This is a genomic window from Aurantimonas sp. NFXS3, assembly GCF_049132005.1.
GTDB classification, from domain to species: Bacteria; Pseudomonadota; Alphaproteobacteria; order Rhizobiales; family Rhizobiaceae; genus Aurantimonas; species Aurantimonas coralicida.
Genome location: NZ_JAGDDZ010000007.1, coordinates 128,250 through 147,021, shown reverse-complemented (window position 1 = coordinate 147,021; position 18,772 = coordinate 128,250). Strand labels below are relative to the sequence as shown.

Here is an 18,772-nt window from a genome sequence, read left to right as displayed (position 1 = left end):
GACATTTGGAAAATCCGTGTCGGCAACTCGCCGCCCCGGGCGCGGCATGCTAGAGCGTGCCGAGCACCGGAGGGCCCGCAAGGGCTGTCCGGAACGCCATCATGGAAGGGGAGAGCGACAGATGAGCGGACCGAATTTCGAGACCTTGGCGATCCACGCCGGCGCGCAGCCGGACCCGGCGACGGGCGCCCGGGCGACGCCGATCTACCAGACCACGTCCTTCGTCTTCGAGGATGTCGACCACGCCGCTTCGCTGTTCGGCCTCCAGCAGTTCGGCAACATCTACACCCGCATCATGAACCCGACCCAGGCGGTGCTGGAAGAGCGCGTCGCCGCGCTCGAGGGCGGCACCGCGGCGCTGGCCGTGGCCTCGGGCCATGCCGCGCAGCTCATCATCTTCCAGGCGATGATGCAGCCGGGCGACGAGTTCGTCGCCTCGCGCAAGCTCTATGGCGGTTCGATCAACCAGTTCGGCCACGCCTTCAAGTCGTTCGGCTGGACCGTCAACTGGGCCGACCCGGACGACCTCGCCAGCTTCGAGGCGGCGGTCACCCCCAAGACCAAGGCGATCTTCATCGAGTCGATCGCCAATCCCGGCGGCATCGTCGTGGACATCGCCGGCATCTCGGCGATCGCCCAGAAGCACGGCATCCCGCTGATCGTCGACAACACCATGGCGACGCCGTATCTGTGCCGGCCGATCGAGCACGGGGCCGACATCGTCGTGCATTCGCTGACCAAGTTCATGGGCGGCCACGGCAATTCCATGGGCGGCGCGATCGTCGATGCCGGCACCTTCGACTGGTCGGCGAACGATCGCTACCCGATGCTGTCGCAGCCGCGGCCCGAATATAACGGCGTCGTGCTGCACGAGACCTTCGGCAATTTCGCCTTCGCCATCGCCTGTCGTGTCCTCGGCCTGCGCGATCTCGGACCGGCGATCTCGCCCTTCAACGCCTTCATGCTGCTGACCGGCATCGAGACGCTGCCGCTGCGCATGCAGCGCCACTGCGACAACGCCAAGGCCGTCGCAGCGCATCTGCAGGGCCACGAGAAAGTCAGCTGGGTGTCCTATTCGGGGCTGCCGGACCATCCGAACCACGCGATGATGCAGAAATATTCGCCCAAGGGCGCCGGCGCCGTCTTCACCTTCGGCCTGAAGGGCGGCTTCGAGGCCGGCGTCACCTTCGTGGAAGCGCTGGAGCTGTTTTCGCATCTCGCCAATATCGGCGACACCCGCTCGCTGGTGATCCACCCGGCATCGACCACCCACAAGCAGCTCGCCGACGAGCAGCGGATTGCCGCGGGCGCCGGGCCGGACGTGGTGCGCCTGTCGATCGGCATCGAGAATGTCGACGACATCATCGCCGATCTCGACCAGGCGCTCGCCAAGGTCTGATCGCCGCACTCGAACCATCCGGAAAGGGCCGGTCGCTGCGTGCGGCCGGCCCTTTTCTCTGCGGTGGCGGGAACGCCTCGCGCGCGCCGCGCTTTCTGGCCGTCGCTGATCGACGAAGGAGACCGACATGACCGAACATTTCGTCCGGTTCGACAAGGCGCTGGTGCCCGTCGAGACCGGCGCGCCCGACAAGGACAAGATCCGCAGCGGCCGCCCGAGCAACAAGACCTGGAACATGGAGGAGACCGGCGACGGTCTCTACGCCGGCATCTGGGAATCCTCCGCCGGCGAATGGGACATCGACTATGACGAGTGGGAGTTCTTCCACATACTGGAAGGTGTCTCCGTCCTGACCGAGGACGGGTGCGAGCCGGTCAAGCTCGTCGCCGGCGACAGCTTCGTCATCCGCCCCGGCTTCAAGGGGCGCTGGAAGGTCGTGGAGCCGACCAAGAAGCACTACGTCATCAAGGTCTGAGCGGTTTCCGGCAGGCCGATCGGCCGGCGGGGCAGGGGCGCGCACCGTCGCCCGCGTTGAATCGATCCGTGAAGACCGCCGGCCAGCCCTTTGGCCGGACTCGCGAATGTCCGTGGATCGCGGCCGCCCCGCATGGCGTCTGCCGCAAACGCAAACTGGCCGGACGATGCGCCCGGCCAGTTCTCATGTCGATGGTATGCGTGCGGCCGGCCTGCCTCAGCAGGAGTTGCGCAGATGCACCTGTTGCCAGCCGGAGCGGCCTTCCCGCACCTTCACCCGGCGATGGCGGGTGTCGTATTCGGCCGGAATGGTCCGTGCGACCGAACGCGCCGGTTCCAGCACCACCGTCTCGCGGACCGTCTCGTAGCGCGCGGGAATGACATGCTCGCGGGTGCGGGCCGGCTCGACCTCCACCCGGACATGCTCGACGCCGTATTCGGCCGGGATCGTCTCGGTCCAGCTGTCGCCGGGATCCACGACGACCTTGCGATACCGGGTGGCATAGCGCGCCGGCACGGCGACGCGGCAATAGACCCGGTGGCCGTTGATCACCCGCCATTCCCAGCGCTCGGTCGCCGGATGCACCATCACCGTTTCGGCAACCTTGCGATAGACGGGCGGGGAAGAGCGGTGGACGGTCCGGGCCGGATGGATGAGCACCTTGCGGGCGACGGTCTCGTAGCGGGCAGGCACGACGCTGCGCACAACGCGCTCCGGCTCGACGAGGACGTGGCGCTTCTCGGTGCCATAGACCGGCGGCACCGTCTCGTAGACGGTCTCGGCGGGCCGCACCATCACGGTTTCCGCGACCGATGCGTATTCCGCCGGCTCATGCACCGGTTGGTAGCAGGAGATGGCCCGGCTTCCGCCCGCCATGGATGGCGAGACGGCGAACAGCAGGCTGCTCCCCGCGGTCAGCAAAGCAACAAGTCGCTTCATACTCATACACTCCAGCGATTGTTCAGATGAGAACAGTCAAGACGAGCGCAGAAGAAATTGCAACATGTTCAGTGGCGGCCTGAGCGGAAAGCCGATCTCTAGTTAATGTGTCGAATTGTACGGATTTCCTGCCGGACAGCAGAAAGCCCGCGCGCGGCGGGCTTTCCGGTCTTGCTCGGGATCGGCGCGGCAACCGGGTTTCCGTAGGGTTCCGGTCACTGCTGCGATGACTGTTAGCGCATGATCTCGATGAGGATCTCGTTGCGCTTCATGAAGCCCGGCGTCCAGGGTGGGTTGTAGAAGGCGTATTCCGGATCGCCCTTCTGGGTCAGGTTGTTGTCGGCCAGATAATTGTAGAGCTTCATCAGCTGCTTGCTGGCCAGCGTGGCGTTGAAATTGCCGGAGAAGGAGATCGACACCATGCGGCGCGCCGGCACTTCCTTCAGCGTGACGCCGGTATTGGTCGGCTCCGGCAGGCTGGCCCGCGTGTACTTCTTCGGCATGATGAAGCGGACGGCCCAGCCCTTGGTATGGCCGTCGCCCTCGGCGAGCTGCTGCAGCACCGGGCTGGTCATGGCGATCTTCTTGCCCGACCGGCTCTTCGCGGCGATGTAGTCGTACAGCGTCTCGAAGCCGCTGCGACGCGCCTTCTCGTGGTAGCCGCTCTTGACCGTTTCGGCGACGACCATGCCGTCATAGTCGCGGATCTGGATCTCGCCATCGTCACGCACGACGTCGTAATCGGGCTCCTCGGTGTGCTCCTGCACCTTCTTGGTGACGAAATACGCCGCACCGACGACGGCGATCGCGCCGCCGACGACGAGGAGGCCGGTCAGTTCTGGCCGGGCGCGCAGGCTGTCGAGAACCCGCTCCGGCTCGCTGCGGCGGATGGAGCGCGGCAGGCGGACGCTGGAGAGATAATTGCGCGCGTCGTCGAAATAGCCGCGGGCGTCATGGGCGCCGTGCTCGGCGCTGTCGCGCAGCGAGCGCGCATGGCGACGGGCTTCGTCCGTGCTCGGCAGGCTCCAGCCCGTGGCGAAATCCGGCAGGTAGCGGGCGAGGCCCGTCGGCTCGGAATGGAACGGGTTGGCACGATCGAACGAACGGCGAAGGCGCTCGGTGCGCGTCGGGCGCGGGCGGACCGTCTCGACCGCACGCTCCTCGATCTCCGCGAGACGCTCGCCGATGTCGCTGAGTGCGTCGGACAGGCGATCGTAGGCGGTAGGCTTGTCGCGAAACATGAATGTGACTCCTGAGGTCGAAATTTGACTGCGCCGTCTTGCCACTGGGCGGGCGACTGCCCGCCTGCGGTCGTAAGATCGCGCCCCGCTCCCCTAACGCCACCGTGCTGCATTGGTTGCGGGTGCGAACAGTTCCGCCCTCGCTTTGGCCGGAAACCGCATGATTCACGGAATCGACGGCCCGGATGCAACCATCCGGTATCGGCCACGTTTGAACGGCATCAGGTTTTCATGGCCTGATACTCCAGCCAAATTTCGGGCGGCCTCAGTGCCGCCCATTTTTTTGCCTGCTCGCCGGATCTTGTCGGGGAGGGGCGGCCTGCGCCTCATCCGCCGCGGCGATCACCTGTCTCGCCCTTCCAGTTCCAGTGGTTCGAACTAGCTTGGATCACGGGCACTGCAATGACGCGCGGCCGTGCCGTGCGTGCGGAGGAGACGACATATGCGCAAACTGACCTTGGGAGTGGCCGCGGCGACGATGATGCTGGCGGCGCCGGCCTACGCGCTCGATATCGGCCGGACGGTCGAGGTCGACGCCAAGCCGGCCGCGGTCTGGGCTGCGATCGGTGATTTCTGCGGGATCGGCGCGTGGCATCCGGCGGTGGCCAAATGCGAGGAGGCCGAGGCCGACGGCAAGACCCGCCGCACGCTGACGCTCGGCGACGGCGCCATGATCGTCGAGGAACTCGTGGCCTGGGACGAAGATGCCATGAGCTACACCTACACCGCCGTGGAGGGCCCGCTGCCGGTCGACAATTACGAATCGACCATCACGGTGACGGAAGCGGGCGAGGGCTCGCAGATCAGCTGGACCGGCAGCTTCGATGCCAAGGGCGCGACCGATGCCGAGGCGGAAGAGGTCATGCTCGGCATCTACGACGCCGGGCTGAAGGGCATCACCGAAAAGGCCGGAATGTAGCAATCGGCGGGGACCACCCGGTCGGTTCCCTTCGCGGCGGTGATCGCCGCGCGGCACGGGGCGCTCGCTCGCACCGTGCCGATCGCCGGGTTTCCAGCAACGCACGTCGCGCCTCCCTACTGCGGGGGAAGGCAGCGCAGACCGTCCTTCAGAAGGCCCAGGTACGCGCCTTGGAAATCAGGAAGTCGCGAAACACCTTGAGCTTGGCGGCGTTCCGCATCTGCTCGGGATAGCAGAGATAGGTGTCGAAGGTCGGCATCTCCATCTCCGGCAGCACCTGCACCAGCTTCACCCGCTTGTCGATCATGTAGTCCGGCAGAAGCGCCAGGCCGATGCCGCTTTCGATCGCCGACCGGATCGCCATCAGATTGTTGATCTGCAGGATCGGGCTGCGGCTCTTGCCGTCGGGCAGGCCCACCGTCTCCAGCGTGTTCAGGTTGCGCAGATAGTTCGGGGCCGGTTCGCCGAAGGTGATGATCCGGTGGTTGTCGAGATCCTCGACCGTCTCCGGCGTGCCGAAGCGGTTCAGATAGGCCGGCGACGCATAGACATGCAGATGCACCGTGAACAGCCGGCGCTGGATCAGGTCCGGCTGCTGCGGCTGGCGCAGGCGGATCGCCGCGTCGGCCTTGCGCATGGTGAGGTCGATTTCCTCGTTGTCGAAGACCAGCTGCAGCTCGAGATCGGGATAGAGCTCGAGAAACTCCTTGGCGCGCTCGGTGAGCCAGCCGGAGCCGAGGCCCACGGTGGTCGTCACCCGCAGCTTGCCGGTCGGCTTCTCGCGCGTCTCGGTGAGCTGCATGCGCACCTGCTCGAGCCGCTTCAGGACGTCGCTGGCGGTGTGGAACAGCAGTTCGCCCTGTTCCGACAGGACCAGGCCCCGGGCATGGCGGTGGAAGAGGGGCGTCCCGACTTCCTGCTCCAGCGCCGCGACCTGCCGGCTGATCGCCGACTGGCTGAGATTCAGGACGTCCGCCGCATGGGTGAACGATCCCGCTTCGGCGGCGGCGTGAAAGATCCGCAGTTTATCCCAGTCGAGAGCCATAGGTCGTTATCCCCGGACGGCCTGAGGCCCGGCAGGCACGATGCCTGCCCGCATCAGCTACTCGGCAGCCTGCCGCTTGTCTTCCACGGCCTGAACGGCCAGCCATTTCTCTGCTTCGAGCGCCGCCATGCAGCCCATACCCGCAGCCGTCACCGCCTGACGGTACACGTCGTCGGCGACGTCGCCCGCCGCGAAGACCCCCGGAACCGAGGTCTGCGTCGTGCCCGGCTCGACCCACAGATAGCCGGACGGCTTCTGCTTGAGCTTGCCGGTGAACAATTCGACCGCCGGCGCATGGCCGATGGCGACGAAGACGCCATGGGTCGCCCGCTCGCTGGTCTCGCCGGTGACGCGATCGCGCAGCTGCACGCCGGTGACCGACTTCATCGGCTTGGTCTCGCCGAGGATCTCGTCGATTTCGCTGTTCCAGACGATCTCGATATTGTCGGCCTTGAAGACGCGCTCCTGCAGGATCCGCTCGGCGCGGAACTCGTCGCGGCGATGCACCAGCGTCACCGACTTGGCGATGTGCGACAGATACAGCGCTTCCTCGATGGCGGTGTTGCCGCCGCCGACCACGACCACGTCCTTGCCGCGATAGAAGAAGCCGTCGCAGGTGGCGCAGGCCGAGACGCCGAAGCCCTGGAACAGGCCCTCGCTGGGCAGGCCGAGCCATTTGGCCTGGGCCCCGGTCGCGATGATCAGCGCGTCGCAGGTGTAGACCGTGCCGGAATCGCCGGTCAGGCGGAACGGCCGCCGGTCCAGATCGGCCGACACGATCAGGTCGCTGGCCATCTCGGCACCGACATTGAGCGCCTGCGCCTTCATCTGCTCCATCATCCAGGGACCCTGGACGGGATCGGCATAGCCCGGATAGTTCTCGACATCGGTCGTGATCGTCAGCTGGCCGCCTTCCTGGAGGCCGGCGACGAGCAGCGGTTTCATCATCGCGCGCGCAGCGTAGATGGCGGCAGTGTAGCCTGCCGGGCCGGAGCCGACGATCAGGATTTCCGCATGGCGTTCGGTCATATGGGCCTCGCTGGATTGGCGTCCGGCAGATGGCGACGGCCGCCCGCCCGTTCAATAGACGAGGGGATGCTGGGCTGCAACATGATCGCCTGCCGTAGCGTCGGTCATCCCCCGCTCGATTGCCGAGCGCGCGCCGAGGGGGTAAGAGACCGCTTTACGCGAGGCCTTCGCCTCCCGAAGATGCCACGTCCCGGAGCCCTTCCATTTTCAGGACCATCGCGTACGTCACCTCGAATTTCGGGCTGGGACTCGCGGCCGCGATGCTCATTCCGGCACTCGTCGACCTCGCCGACGAGAACGAGGACTGGCGCGTCTTCGTCGGCTGCAGCCTGCTGGTCGGGATGATCTGCATCCTTCTGGCCACAGCCACCCGCGGCGATCGGCCGAAATTCACCCAGCGGCTGGGCTTCCAACTTGTCACCAGCGTCTGGCTCTTCGCCACGCTGATCGGCGCGCTGCCGATCTATATCGCCTCCGTCAACGTGACCTTCGCCGGGGCGATCTTCGAATCCATGTCCGGCCTGACGACGACCGGCTCGACGGTGATCTCCGGCCTCGACGCCCTGCCGCGTGGCCTCCTGTTGTGGCGCTCGCTGCTGCAATGGCTCGGCGGCATCGGCATCATCGGCATGGTGCTCCTGGTCCTGCCGTCGCTGCGGGCCGGCGGCCTGGCGCTGTTCCACATGGAAAGCTCCGACAAGTCGGACAAGGTGCTGCCGCGGGTGAACCAGCTGACCGGCGGCCTGATCGCGGCCTATACGGTGCTCACCATCCTGTGCACCGCCGCCTATACCTCGCTCGGCATGAGCTTCTTCGATGCGGTCAACCACGCCATGACCACCATGGCGACGGGCGGCTATTCCACCCACGACGCGTCGATGGGCTATTTCGAGAGCAACGGTATCCTCGTCGCCGCGACGCTCTTCATGATCCTCGCCGCACTGCCCTTCGTCATCTATATCCGCGCCTTCCTGCCGCGCCGCTTCCAGCTCTGGCGCGACCCGCAGATCGCCGTCTTCCTGATGATCTGCCTCGTCCTGAGCTTCGCCATCGCGGTGACCCGGCGGGTGGTCAACGACACGCCCTTCGGCGAGGCGCTGATTTCGTCGGCCTTCAACCTCGTCTCGGTGATCACCACCACGGGCTTTGCTTCGGAGGATTATACGCTGTGGTCGAACGCCGCGATCGGCCTGTTCTTCCTCGCCACCTTCCTCGGCGGCTGCGCCGGCTCGACCTCGGGCGGCATCAAGGCCAACCGTCTCGTCATCCTCTATCGCCTCGTGCGCTCCAGCTTCCGCCGGCTGGTGCGCCCGCATGCCATCATCCGGCTGAAATACGGCAATGACGACATCTCGTCCGAGACGATCCAGACGGTGACGATCTTCTTCTTCCTGTTCTTCGGAACGCTGCTGCTGGGCACCGTCCTCTTAACCATGTTCGGGCTCGACCTGATCACCGCCTTTTCGGGCACGCTGACCGCCATCGCCAATGTCGGTCCGGGCTTCGGGCAGATCATCGGCCCGGCCGGCAATTTCGCTACCTTGCCGGACCCGGCCCTGTGGACCCTGTCGGTCGTGATGCTGCTCGGCCGCCTCGAACTGGTGACGGTGCTGATCCTGCTCTTCCCGTCGGTCTGGACGGACTGAGACAACAACGGTGCGCGCCATGCCCGACATCTGGTTCATCAATCTCGCCGGCGCCCGCGAGCGCCGGGCGCTCATCGAGGTGCAGGCCGAAGCTCTCGGGCTGGACGTGCATCGCCAGGAGGCCTGCACGGTCGCCGATATCGACGACGCGACCTATCGGCGTCTCTCCACAAGCTGGGAGCGGCCGATGACCCGGCCGGAGCTGGCGGCTTTCCTCTCGCATCGCAGGCTGTGGGAGCGGGCGGCTGACAGCGAGGACGGCCTGATCGTCCTGGAGGACGACACGGTCTTGGGCACGCATGTCCCGCAGGCCGCCGCAAACGCTGCGGCCAGCGGTTTCGACCTCGTCAATTTCGAGACGGTCGGTCGCCGCAAGTTCTTTCGCAGGGGCGGCGGCAGGACGGTCGGCGGGGTCCGTTTCACCGAACTGGTGCGCGAGAAGTCGGGAGCGGGCGCCTATTTCGTCTCGCAGAACGGCGCCCGCGCGCTGCTGGCGAAGGCCGAGACGCAGGCCGCCCCGGTGGACGCCTTCATGTTCGGCGTGTGCCGGCTGCGCTCGGCGCAGGTCGAGCCGGCGGCGACCATGCAGGTTCATCTCCTGGAAGAGCGCGGCTTCGATGTCGGCCTGTCGACCCAGACGTCGATCCATCAGCCTCGTCAGCGCCTGCCGCTGAGCTGGGCCAATCTGCCCTATACCGGCCGGCGGATCGGCACGCAGCTACGGCTGGCGCTGGTGCAGGCGCGCCGTCTCGCCGATGTCGAGTTTCGCCCGGCAGGTTTCGACGCGGCGGCGTTCACGGCCGTCCTGCCGGTATCGCGCGACGCAATGGCCGCGCGCCTTGGCCGCTACGACGACCAGAGCGTCTCGTAGACCTCGCGGATTTCCGCCGCTTCCCGCGTCAGCGGAAAGGCGTCCCTGACCCGCACGAGGCCCGCCTCCGCGGCGCTTTGGCGAAGCGCGGCGTCGTCCAGATAGGGGGCGATGGCATCCGCCAGTGCGCCGGCGTCGCCCACCGGCACCACGCGGCCGGTCACGCCCTCCACGATCTGCTCGGCAAAGGCGCCGGCGTCGCTGGCGACCACCGGCGTGCCACTCGCCATCGCCTCCAGCGGCGTCAGGCCGAACCCCTCGTTGCGCGGCGGGGCCACATAGAGGTCGAACCGCCGGAACCACGCAGTCACATCCGCGACTTCCCCGAGAAGGAGGATGCGGTCGGCAAGCCCGGCATCGGCGATGCGTTGGCGAAGACCTGCTTCGTAGGCGGCGTGTTCGGCGGTGGTGCGACCGGTGATGACGGCGGTCCAGTCCGGGCGCGCGGGCAGGAGCGCGATCATCGCCTCGACGAAGAGGTCGGTGCCCTTCTGGTGCCGGATGCGTCCGGAGCATCCGACGATCCTGCGGCCTTCGAGCGCCTGCCCATGCGGGCCCTCTGGGAGCGGACCGTGCGGGGTGAAACGCTCGAGATCGATGCCGTGCATGACGATTCGCGCCGGCACCTGCAGGAAGGCGGCGCTGCGTGCGCTGGTGGCGATCACCGCATTCATCCGGCGGATGAGGAAGCGGGTCAAGCCCTTGTGATGGCGCTGGGCGGCCGAGGTGAAGACCAGCTTCAGGGGCATGCGGAGAATGTCGCGCAGGACGATGCCGGCGATCATCTCGATATTGCGGCGGGCATGCCAGATGCGGTGGCGGCGATGGCGCGGCCGGGTCCACAGCTTCGGCAGCGCCGAGCAGGGCAGGCGGGGAACGCCGGACGGCAGCACGTCCGGACCCATTGTGGCGATGCCGAGGGTGCGGGCCTGCAGTGGCAGCAGCTGGACGATGGTGGAGGTGACGCCCGACAGCCGGCGCTTGAAGTTCGGGGCGATGACCTCGACGTCCCGGATGTCCATGGCGGCCGTTCTTCTGCGATTGCCGGGCAGGGGCGGCGGGCGCGCAACGCGTCCGCCTGCCGGTCTTGGAAGTGCCCGTCCGTGTCAGTGCGCGCCTGGGCGCGGCGCCGACAGGCGGGCGGAGACAGAAGCGATCAGGCCCAGCGGACCTCGATGATCTCGTAGGAGCGGGCACCGCCGGGGGCGGCGACCTCGATCGTGTCGCCGTCGGTCTTGCCGATCAGCGCACGGGCGATGGGCGAGGAGATCGAGATGCGGCCCTTCTTCACGTCGGCTTCCTGATCGCCGACGATCTGGTAGGTCTTCTCTTCCTCGGTGTCCTCGTCGATCAGCTTGACCGTGGCGCCGAACTTGATCGTCGCGCCGGACATCTTGGTCACGTCAATGACCTCGGCGCGGGCCGTCAGGTCTTCCAGTTCGGAGATCCGGCCCTCGTTCAGGCTCTGAGATTCCTTGGCGGCATGGTACTCGGCGTTCTCCGACAGGTCGCCATGGGCGCGCGCCTCGGAAATCGCCGCGATGATCCGCGGACGCTCCTCCTGCTGGCGACGACGGAGCTCCTCGCGCAGAGCGTCGTAACCGTGGTTCGTCATCGGGACCTTTTCCATGGCCTCCACCTTTCCGATGCGCGGCCCTGCCGCGGCATCTGCATTATTCTTTGATTGCCGGACGGCGAACGCGCCAGGCCGGAGCACAATAACAAACCGGTCCCATACGACCGGGGTCGCTGGAACCAGCTTGGTTATCCGGATTGAAGTACGCCCGGGCGCCAAGGCGTCGGGCGCCGTTTCAATCAGGCAGCATTAAAGTACGATTGCAACGGCCGAACTTCAAGATTGCCCTTCCGCAGGGCCGCGATGGCCTCCGCGGCCGCCACCATGCCGGCGAGCGTGGTGTAGTAGGGCACCTTGTGGATCAGCGCGGCGCGGCGCAGCGAGCGCGAATCCGACAGCGCCTTGGCGCCCTCCGTCGTGTTGAGGACGAGCTGCACCTGCCGGTTGCGGATGGCGTCCTCGATATGCGGACGGCCTTCCAGCACCTTGTTGATCTTCTCGGCCGCGATGCCGCGATCGGCGAGGAAGCGATGGGTGCCGCCGGTCGCGATGATCTTGAAGCCCATCTCGTAGAGCCGGCGGACCGGCGCGAGGCTGCGCTCCTTGTCGGCTTCCTTCACCGAGATGAACACCGTGCCCTCCTGGGGCAGGTCGACGCCGGCGCCGAGCTGCGACTTGGCGAAGGCCACGGCGTAATCGTAGTCGAGACCCATGACCTCGCCGGTCGACCGCATCTCGGGGCCGAGCAGCGTGTCGACGCCCGGGAAGCGGGCGAAGGGGAAGACCGCTTCCTTGACGGCGATGTGCCTCAGGGCGCGCGGGTCCGGTGCGCCGCCATAGGCCGCGAAGGCCGCGTCCAGCGTCTCGCCGGCCATGATCCGGGCGGCGACTTTGGCGATCGGCGCGCCGATGGTCTTGGCGACGAAGGGCACAGTGCGCGAGGCGCGCGGGTTCACTTCGAGGACGTAGACCACGTCGTCCTTGATGGCGAACTGGACGTTCATCAGGCCGCCGACCTTCAGCGCCAGCGCCATCTCGCGGGTCTGGCGGACCAGTTCGTCGGTCATCTCCGTCGACAGCGAATGGACCGGCAGCGAACAGGCCGAGTCGCCCGAATGGATGCCGGCCTCCTCGATATGCTCCATGATGCCGGCGACATAGGTCGAGGTGCCGTCGCTGAGGCAATCGACATCCACTTCGATGGCATCCGACAGATAGGAGTCGATCAGCACCGGCGACTTGCCGGACACGACCACGGCCGTGTGCATGTAGCGCTCGAACTGCGCCTCGTTGCGGACGATCTCCATGGCCCGGCCACCCAGCACGTAGGACGGGCGCACGACGACCGGATAGCCGATGCGGGCGACGATCTCGCGGGCCTCGTCCACCGAGCGCGCGATGCCGTTGCGCGGCTGGCGCAGGCCGAGCTCGTTCAGGAGCCGCTGGAAGCGGTCGCGGTCCTCGGCGAGATCGATGGCGTCCGGCGAGGTGCCGAGGATTGGGATACCGGCCTTCTCCAAGGCTTCGGCGAGCTTCAGCGGGGTCTGGCCGCCGAACTGCACGATCACGCCATGCAGCGTGCCGGCGGTCTGCTCGGCCTTGAGGACCTCGAGCACGTCCTCGGCGGTCAGCGGCTCGAAATACAGCCGGTCCGACGTGTCGTAGTCGGTCGACACGGTCTCCGGGTTGCAGTTGATCATGATGGCTTCGTAGCCGGCATCCTGTAGCGCGAAGGCCGCGTGGCAGCAGCAATAGTCGAACTCGATGCCCTGGCCGATCCGGTTCGGGCCGCCACCGAGGATGACCACCTTCTTGGCGTCGGTGACCGCGGCCTCGGAGCGCATCTCGCCGGCAAAGGCCCGCTCGTAGGTCGAGTACATGTAGGGCGTCGGCGAGGCGAACTCGGCCGCGCAGGTGTCGATCCGCTTGTAGACCGGGTGCACGTCGAGCCGGTCGCGCAGGGCCGAGATATCGGCCGTCTCGCCGCCGATCAGCTTGGCCAGCCGCGCGTCGGAGAAGCCCACCGACTTCAGGAAGCGCAGATTGTCGGCGTCGTCGGGCAGGCCGTGGGTGCGGATCTTCTCTTCCAGGTCGATGATCGCCTTGATCCGGGCGATGAACCACGGATCGATCTTGCACGACTGGTGAACCTGCTCCGGCGAGGTGCCCATGCGCAGCGCCTGGGCGACCATCAGCAGCCGGTCCGGCGTCGGCGTGCCGAGCGCGGCGCGGATGGCGTTCTTGTCGTCGCCTTCGCCGATGCCCGGAATCTCGATCTCGTCGAGGCCGTCGAGGCCCGTCTCGAGGCCGCGCAGCGCCTTCTGCAGCGATTCCTCGAAGGTCCGCCCGATCGCCATGACCTCGCCGACGGATTTCATCGCCGTGGTCAGGATCGGCTCGGAGCCGGGGAACTTCTCGAAGGCGAAGCGCGGGATCTTGGTGACGACATAGTCGATCGACGGCTCGAAGGAGGCCGGCGTCGCGCCGTCGGTGATGTCGTTCTCCAGCTCGTCGAGCGTGTAGCCGACGGCGAGCTTGGCCGCGACCTTGGCGATCGGGAAGCCGGTCGCCTTGGAGGCAAGCGCGGAGGAGCGCGACACGCGCGGGTTCATCTCGATGACGACGAGGCGGCCGGTCTGCGGATCGACGGCGAACTGCACGTTCGAACCGCCGGTCTCGACCCCGATCTCGCGCAGCACCGCGATCGAGGCGTTGCGCATGATCTGGTATTCCTTGTCGGTCAGCGTCAGCGCCGGCGCGACGGTGATCGAATCGCCCGTATGGACGCCCATCGGGTCGATGTTCTCGATGGAGCAGACGATGATGCAATTGTCCGCCTTGTCGCGGACGACCTCCATCTCATACTCCTTCCAGCCGAGGACGCTTTCCTCGATCAGCACCTCGGTCGTCGGGGAGGCGTCGAGGCCGCCCTCGACGATCTCGAAGAATTCCGAACGGTTGTAGGCGATGCCGCCACCGGTACCGCCGAGCGTGAAGGACGGCCGGATGATCGCCGGCAGGCCGACTTCCTCGAGCGCTTCTGCCGCCGCGGCCAGCGCCCGCGTCATGTAGCGCTGCTTGCGGTCGGGCTCGCCGATCAGCCACTCGTGCTCCAGCGCGGCGAGCGCCGCGTCCTGCTCGGCCTCGTCGGTGATGGTCGCGATGATCTCGGCGCGGCGGGTGTCGTGGACCTTGCGGTCGGCCGACTTGGCGTCGGTGGCGTTGGCCAGCAGCGAGCGCGGGGTCTCCAGGCCGATCTTGGCCATGGCCTCGCGGAACAGCGCGCGGTCCTCGGCCTTGTCGATGGCGTCGGCATCGGCGCCGATCATCTCAACCCCGTATTTCTCCAGGACGCCCATGCGGCGCAGCGACAGGGCCGTGTTGAGCGCGGTCTGGCCGCCCATCGTCGGCAGCAGCGCGTCCGGCCGCTCCTTGGCGATGATCTTGGCGACGACTTCCGGGGTGATCGGCTCGATATAGGTCGCGTGGGCCAGATCCGGGTCGGTCATGATCGTCGCCGGATTGGAGTTGACCAGGATGATCCGGTAGCCCTCCGCCTTCAGCGCCTTGCAGGCCTGCGTGCCGGAATAGTCGAACTCGCAGGCCTGCCCGATGATGATCGGGCCTGCGCCGATGATGAGAATGGACTTGATATCGGTACGCTTTGGCATGGCGAGGCTTCGTCCGGTTATGTTGCGCGCCAAAAGCCCGGCTGCACGATGTGACGGCCGGTCGCTTCAGGTTCTGTCGAGGCTGAGGCCGGCTTATAGGCAACCGGCGTGGATGGCGAAAGGGTGGATCGTCCGGAATCTTGTGCGCGACGCGATCGGCCGGTCGGCAGGGGCGGGAAGACGGCATCCCATGCCTGTCTGGCCGGCACGGCGCTCACGCGTCCGGGCGGGGCGGTTTGGCCGAAATCAGTTCGGAGGCACTGCGCGGCAGGCCGCGGCCGTCATAGGTCTCGATGCCGAGCGCCAGCGCCAGGCACGACAGCTCCACGGTCTTCGGGATCTCGACGCTCTTTCCGTCGCGAGCTCCCTTTTCGTAATACTGGATGACCCGCTTCTTCAGGCCGAGTTTCTCGGCCGCGTCTTTCTGTTTGAGGCCGAGCGCCTTGCGCCAGGCCCTGAAGTCATCAGCGTTCATGGGCCCTCCCGTGACCGGACCGGCGCGTCTGCGGCCGGCGGCTGCCGGTCGGCCCGCAGTACGGGGTCCGGGCCCATGCTATCGCGTCGGCCAGGGCGAGAAAACCGACGGGCGTGCCGACGGTGCGGCGGTGCGTCGCCGCCCGCCTGACCCGCCATCCCGTCCGCGAGTTGGGACGGCGGTCGGTCAGCCGGGTTGCGGTGTTTGTCGCCATCGCCCGTTGCCGCGCTCAGGCGGCGGCCTTGCGGCCCTTGTGCTCGTCGATCATCCGGAAGAACCGGTCGAAGAGATAATGCGAGTCCTGCGGGCCGGGCGATGCCTCGGGATGGTGCTGGACCGAGAAGACCGGCTTGCCGGTGAGGCGCAGGCCACAATTGGAGCCGTCGAACAGCGAGCGATGGGTCTCCTCGACACCCTCGGGCAGCGAATCGGCCGCCACGGCGAAACCGTGGTTCATCGACACGATCTCGACCTTGCCGGTGGTGAAGTCCTTCACCGGATGGTTGGCGCCGTGGTGGCCCTGATGCATCTTCTCGGTCTGGGCGCCGAGCGCCAGCGCCAGCATCTGGTGGCCGAGGCAGATGCCGAAGACCGGCACGTCCTTCTCGATCAGCGTCTTGATGGTCGGCACGGCGTAGTCGCCGGTCGCCGCCGGATCGCCCGGGCCGTTCGACAGGAACACGCCATCCGGATTGTGGGCGAGGATGTCCTCGGCGCTGGTCGTCGGCGGCACCAGGATCACCCGCGCGCCTTCGCCGGCCATGCGCCGCAGGATGTTGCGCTTGGTGCCGTAGTCGATGGCGACGATGGTGTAGCGCGGCTCGGCCTCGGAGGCGTAGCCGGCATTCCAGACCCAGGGCTTCTCGTCCCAGATCACCGCTTCGGAGCCCGCCGCTTCCTTGGCGAGATCGAGGCCAACAAGGCCGCTCCAGGCGGCGGCGCGCGCCTTCAGGGCGTCGAGGTCGAACTGGCCGTCCGGCTCGTGCGCGATCACGGCGTTCACGGCGCCCTTTTCGCGAATCAGCGCGGTGAGGGCGCGGGTGTCGACGCCGGACAGGGCAATGACGCCGCGGTCCTTGAGCCAGGCATTGAGGTGGCCGGAGGAGCGATAGTTCGATGGCTCGGACACGTCGGCCCGGAAGATCGCGCCGACCGCGCCGGTCGCATTGGCCGGGACCAGATCCTCCTGGTCCTCGTCATTGGCGCCGACATTGCCGATATGCGGGAAGGTGAAAGTGACGATCTGCCGCGCATAGGAGGGATCGGTGAGGATCTCCTGGTAGCCGGTGAGGGCGGTGTTGAAGCACACCTCGCCCTCGATCGCGCCGGTGGCGCCGAGCCCGAAACCGTCAATGACCGTCCCGTCTGCCAGCACCAGAACTGCGGTCGGCTTGCGGATTGTCCAGCCTTCGGTCATGGGGCGCCTCTTTCGTCTGTGGGTCCGTGCCGGGCCAGCCATCGCGGCCGCAGCGTCGCATCGGCAGGCCTTCAATCGGCGCCGGCAAGTCCCCGCGATATCTGCCGAGACGGCGGTCGTTGCAAGGGACCTTGCGGAGTCTTCCGCGATTTTCTACATGCGCGCCACGCTGCACGGCAGGAAGCCGGCGGGTGCCGGACCGGCATTCGCGCAGATCGTCACGATGACAGGATTGCAAAACGGCGGCCTTGACGGCCCGATCAGACATGGACCAGCGGCGCTCTCCTGTGCCGAGGCTGGAATCGCCGCCCGGACCCGGCTTTACCTTTTCATCCGTTAGGTATGGATTAGTATCGGACTGGTGGCATTCGTCGGTCATGCAGACTGTTCACGAAACCTGAAAGACAAAGATCCCATGCGCGAGCATCTTGCGGACGCCCTCAAATCCGCGACCAATGGCCAGGACAAGACCCGCTGCTCCACGCTGCGGCTGATCCACGCCGCCATCAAGGATCGCGACGTCGCCAATCGCACGGCCGGGCGTGATCCGGTCAGCGACGAAGAGGTGCTGCAGATCCTGTCGAAGATGATCAAGCAGCGGATCGAATCGGCCAAGGGCTTCGACGAGACCGGCCAGCCGGCGCTGGCCGACCAGGAGCGCCGCGAAATCGCGGTGATTCGCGAATTGCTGCCGCCGCAGCTCGATTCCGGCGAGATGGAACAGGCCTGCCGCGAAGTGGTGGAAGACACCGAGTCGCGCGGATTGCGCGACGTCGGGCGCTGCATGAACGCGCTCAAGGAGCGCTATCCGGGCAAGATGGACATGGGCAAGGCCTCCACCGTGGTGAAGGGCCTGCTGCGCTAGGCGCGGCGACCGAACGACGATCTCCCCAAGCTAGAACAGAAACGTCCACAGCAGCGGCAGGATGATCGCCGTCGCCAGGGCGTTGAGGCCCATGGCGAGGCCCGAGAAGGCCCCGGCGATCTCGCTCTCCTGCAGGGCCCGGGCCGTGCCGATGCCGTGCGAGGCGGTGCCCATGGCAAAGCCCCGCGCCGCCGGATCGCGAATCCCCATCAAATCCAGCAGCACCGGCCCCAGCGAGGCGCCGAGAATCCCCGTTGCGATGACGAAGACCGCGGTCAGCGAGGGCAGGCCGCCGAGCTTCTCCGCGATGCCCATGGCGACCGGCGCGGTGACCGATTTGGGCGCCATCGAGACCAGACTCACCGCATCCGCCCGCAGGAGAAAGCCGAGCCCGATCGCCGAGGCGAGGGCCGTCAGCGATCCGGCAAACAGGCTCGCCGCGACCGCCAGCCCGCTCTCGCGCACCCGGTCGAACTGGCGATAGAGCGGAATCGCCAGCGACACGGTGGCCGGCCCCAGCAGGAAATGGATGAACTGCGCGCCCTCGAAATAGGTCGGGTAGCTGGTGCCGGTCAGCGTCAGCACCGCGACGATGGCCGCCACGGTCAGGAACACCGGGTTCAGCAGCGCGGTCGAACCGGCCTTGCGATAGAGCCAGGTCGCGGCCTGATAGGCGACCAGCGTCATGGTCAGGAACAGGAGCGGGCTGGCGGCCAGATAGACCCAGACGTCGACGAGTGTCTCACCCACGGCGCGCCGCCTTCCGGCCGGGACCGAAACGGTTCATCAGGAAGGCGGTGACGGCGATGGTCGCCAGCGTCGAGACGACGAGCGTCACCCCGACCGACAGGATCTCCCCCTCCAGCCGCCCGACATGCATCATGATCCCGGCGCCGGCCGGCACGAACAGCAGCGACAGATGCGACAGCAGGCCGTCGCCGACCTTGCCCAGATCGTCCGGCACCTTGCGCTTGATGAGAAGGAGGGCGAACAGCAGCGCCATGCCGATGACCGGGCCGGGCAGGGGCAGGCCGGTGGCGACCGTGATCGCTTCGCCGGCGAGCTGGCACAGGAAGATGGCGGTCAGGGCTTGCAGCAAGGGGGCACCTCTTCGTCGCGACACGGATCAGCTATCATCGCCCCAGGCACGCTTCGCAAGGCTTTGGCGCCCCCTCGCGACGACCGGCGAGGGCGATCCGTCCAC

At 66.9% G+C, this 18,772-nt stretch carries 17 protein-coding genes; 6 read left to right on the top strand and 11 right to left on the bottom strand.

Translation table 11 applies throughout. The features are described from left to right. The first annotated feature begins 121 nt into the window (after positions 1-121). Both J3367_RS18745 and J3367_RS18740 read left to right on the top strand, forming a co-directional pair. Complete coding sequence (locus J3367_RS18745) at positions 122-1,399, top strand: O-acetylhomoserine aminocarboxypropyltransferase (protein ID WP_188076185.1); 1,278 nt, start codon at positions 122-124, stop codon at positions 1,397-1,399. Positions 1,400-1,526: 127 nt separating this feature from the next. Continuing rightward, the gene (locus tag J3367_RS18740; protein WP_009210007.1) at positions 1,527-1,874 is read left to right on the top strand and encodes a cupin domain-containing protein; all 348 of its coding nucleotides are present in this window, start codon (positions 1,527-1,529) and stop codon (positions 1,872-1,874) included. A gap of 216 nt (positions 1,875-2,090) precedes the next feature. On the opposite strand, the gene J3367_RS18735 is transcribed toward J3367_RS18740, so the two are convergent. Together J3367_RS18735 and J3367_RS18730 are read right to left on the bottom strand one after the other, a co-directional pair. Continuing rightward, a complete protein-coding gene (locus J3367_RS18735) occupies positions 2,091-2,813 on the bottom strand; it encodes a hypothetical protein (protein ID WP_421462093.1) in 723 nt (240 codons plus the stop codon). Positions 2,814-3,046: 233 nt separating this feature from the next. After that, positions 3,047-4,054, bottom strand: coding sequence for an SOUL family heme-binding protein (locus tag J3367_RS18730; protein ID WP_210310180.1), 1,008 nt, complete (start codon positions 4,052-4,054; stop codon positions 3,047-3,049). 442 nt (positions 4,055-4,496) lie between these two features. Here J3367_RS18730 and J3367_RS18725 point away from each other — a divergent pair, with 442 nt between their 5' ends. Further along, a complete protein-coding gene (locus J3367_RS18725; protein WP_187390643.1) occupies positions 4,497-4,973 on the top strand; it encodes an SRPBCC family protein in 477 nt (158 codons plus the stop codon). Between the two features lie 148 nt (positions 4,974-5,121). Here the strand turns inward: J3367_RS18725 and J3367_RS18720 are convergent, their stop codons facing one another. Both J3367_RS18720 and trxB read right to left on the bottom strand, forming a co-directional pair. Continuing rightward, complete coding sequence (locus J3367_RS18720) at positions 5,122-6,018, bottom strand: LysR family transcriptional regulator (RefSeq protein ID WP_024351295.1); 897 nt, start codon at positions 6,016-6,018, stop codon at positions 5,122-5,124. Between the two features lie 57 nt (positions 6,019-6,075). Next, entirely contained in the window at positions 6,076-7,047 is a 972-nt protein-coding gene (gene trxB, locus J3367_RS18715) for a thioredoxin-disulfide reductase (protein ID WP_421462091.1), read from the bottom strand. Between the two features lie 260 nt (positions 7,048-7,307). On the opposite strand from trxB, the gene J3367_RS18710 reads away from it, so the two are divergent. Both J3367_RS18710 and J3367_RS18705 read left to right on the top strand, forming a co-directional pair. Next, positions 7,308-8,693: a TrkH family potassium uptake protein gene (locus J3367_RS18710; protein ID WP_187390645.1), complete on the top strand. Its 1,386-nt coding sequence runs from the start codon at positions 7,308-7,310 to the stop codon at positions 8,691-8,693. A gap of 19 nt (positions 8,694-8,712) precedes the next feature. Further along, on the top strand, positions 8,713-9,564 hold the full coding sequence (locus J3367_RS18705) for a glycosyltransferase family 25 protein (protein ID WP_421462089.1): 852 nt from the start codon (positions 8,713-8,715) through the stop codon (positions 9,562-9,564). On the opposite strand, the gene J3367_RS18700 is transcribed toward J3367_RS18705, so the two are convergent. The 5 genes from J3367_RS18700 to carA all read right to left on the bottom strand — a co-directional run bounded on the left by J3367_RS18700 (position 9,540) and on the right by carA (position 16,703). After that, positions 9,540-10,586 (bottom strand): glycosyltransferase family 4 protein, encoded by a 1,047-nt coding sequence (locus J3367_RS18700; RefSeq protein WP_228241422.1) that lies wholly within the window; start codon positions 10,584-10,586, stop codon positions 9,540-9,542. The genes J3367_RS18705 and J3367_RS18700 overlap by 25 nt on opposite strands. Positions 10,587-10,720: 134 nt before the next feature. Continuing rightward, complete coding sequence (gene greA / locus J3367_RS18695; protein WP_024351290.1) at positions 10,721-11,194, bottom strand: transcription elongation factor GreA; 474 nt, start codon at positions 11,192-11,194, stop codon at positions 10,721-10,723. 185 nt (positions 11,195-11,379) lie between these two features. Then, complete coding sequence (carB, locus tag J3367_RS18690) at positions 11,380-14,811, bottom strand: carbamoyl-phosphate synthase large subunit (protein WP_228241423.1); 3,432 nt, start codon at positions 14,809-14,811, stop codon at positions 11,380-11,382. A gap of 214 nt (positions 14,812-15,025) precedes the next feature. After that, positions 15,026-15,286 carry a helix-turn-helix domain-containing protein gene (locus J3367_RS18685; RefSeq protein WP_187390649.1) on the bottom strand — a complete coding sequence of 87 codons (261 nt, stop codon included), beginning with the start codon at positions 15,284-15,286 and terminating at the stop codon, positions 15,026-15,028. Between the two features lie 229 nt (positions 15,287-15,515). After that, positions 15,516-16,703 (bottom strand): glutamine-hydrolyzing carbamoyl-phosphate synthase small subunit, encoded by a 1,188-nt coding sequence (gene carA / locus J3367_RS18680; RefSeq protein ID WP_187390650.1) that lies wholly within the window; start codon positions 16,701-16,703, stop codon positions 15,516-15,518. Between the two features lie 415 nt (positions 16,704-17,118). Here carA and J3367_RS18675 point away from each other — a divergent pair, with 415 nt between their 5' ends. Beyond that, the gene (locus J3367_RS18675; protein WP_024351285.1) at positions 17,119-17,568 is read left to right on the top strand and encodes a GatB/YqeY domain-containing protein; all 450 of its coding nucleotides are present in this window, start codon (positions 17,119-17,121) and stop codon (positions 17,566-17,568) included. 30 nt (positions 17,569-17,598) lie between these two features. On the opposite strand, the gene J3367_RS18670 is transcribed toward J3367_RS18675, so the two are convergent. Both J3367_RS18670 and J3367_RS18665 read right to left on the bottom strand, forming a co-directional pair. Further along, on the bottom strand, positions 17,599-18,318 hold the full coding sequence (locus J3367_RS18670) for an LrgB family protein (RefSeq protein WP_187390651.1): 720 nt from the start codon (positions 18,316-18,318) through the stop codon (positions 17,599-17,601). Beyond that, positions 18,311-18,667 carry a CidA/LrgA family protein gene (locus tag J3367_RS18665; RefSeq protein ID WP_187390652.1) on the bottom strand — a complete coding sequence of 119 codons (357 nt, stop codon included), beginning with the start codon at positions 18,665-18,667 and terminating at the stop codon, positions 18,311-18,313. Before J3367_RS18665 ends, J3367_RS18670 begins: the two co-directional genes overlap by 8 nt. Between the last annotated feature and the right edge of the window lie 105 nt (positions 18,668-18,772).

Coding starts and splice junctions, on each gene's coding strand:
- trxB (WP_421462091.1), bottom strand. CDS start 7,047: ATGACCGAACGCCATGCGGAAATCCTGATCGTCGGCTCCGGCCCGGCA.
- J3367_RS18685 (WP_187390649.1), bottom strand. CDS start 15,286: ATGAACGCTGATGACTTCAGGGCCTGGCGCAAGGCGCTCGGCCTCAAA.
- J3367_RS18740 (WP_009210007.1), top strand. CDS start 1,527: ATGACCGAACATTTCGTCCGGTTCGACAAGGCGCTGGTGCCCGTCGAG.
- J3367_RS18725 (WP_187390643.1), top strand. CDS start 4,497: ATGCGCAAACTGACCTTGGGAGTGGCCGCGGCGACGATGATGCTGGCG.
- J3367_RS18700 (WP_228241422.1), bottom strand. CDS start 10,586: ATGGACATCCGGGACGTCGAGGTCATCGCCCCGAACTTCAAGCGCCGG.
- J3367_RS18675 (WP_024351285.1), top strand. CDS start 17,119: ATGCGCGAGCATCTTGCGGACGCCCTCAAATCCGCGACCAATGGCCAG.
- carA (WP_187390650.1), bottom strand. CDS start 16,703: ATGACCGAAGGCTGGACAATCCGCAAGCCGACCGCAGTTCTGGTGCTG.
- J3367_RS18745 (WP_188076185.1), top strand. CDS start 122: ATGAGCGGACCGAATTTCGAGACCTTGGCGATCCACGCCGGCGCGCAG.
- J3367_RS18735 (WP_421462093.1), bottom strand. CDS start 2,813: ATGAAGCGACTTGTTGCTTTGCTGACCGCGGGGAGCAGCCTGCTGTTC.
- J3367_RS18720 (WP_024351295.1), bottom strand. CDS start 6,018: ATGGCTCTCGACTGGGATAAACTGCGGATCTTTCACGCCGCCGCCGAA.
- J3367_RS18730 (WP_210310180.1), bottom strand. CDS start 4,054: ATGTTTCGCGACAAGCCTACCGCCTACGATCGCCTGTCCGACGCACTC.
- carB (WP_228241423.1), bottom strand. CDS start 14,811: ATGCCAAAGCGTACCGATATCAAGTCCATTCTCATCATCGGCGCAGGC.
- greA (WP_024351290.1), bottom strand. CDS start 11,194: ATGGAAAAGGTCCCGATGACGAACCACGGTTACGACGCTCTGCGCGAG.
- J3367_RS18705 (WP_421462089.1), top strand. CDS start 8,713: ATGCCCGACATCTGGTTCATCAATCTCGCCGGCGCCCGCGAGCGCCGG.
- J3367_RS18710 (WP_187390645.1), top strand. CDS start 7,308: ATGCTCATTCCGGCACTCGTCGACCTCGCCGACGAGAACGAGGACTGG.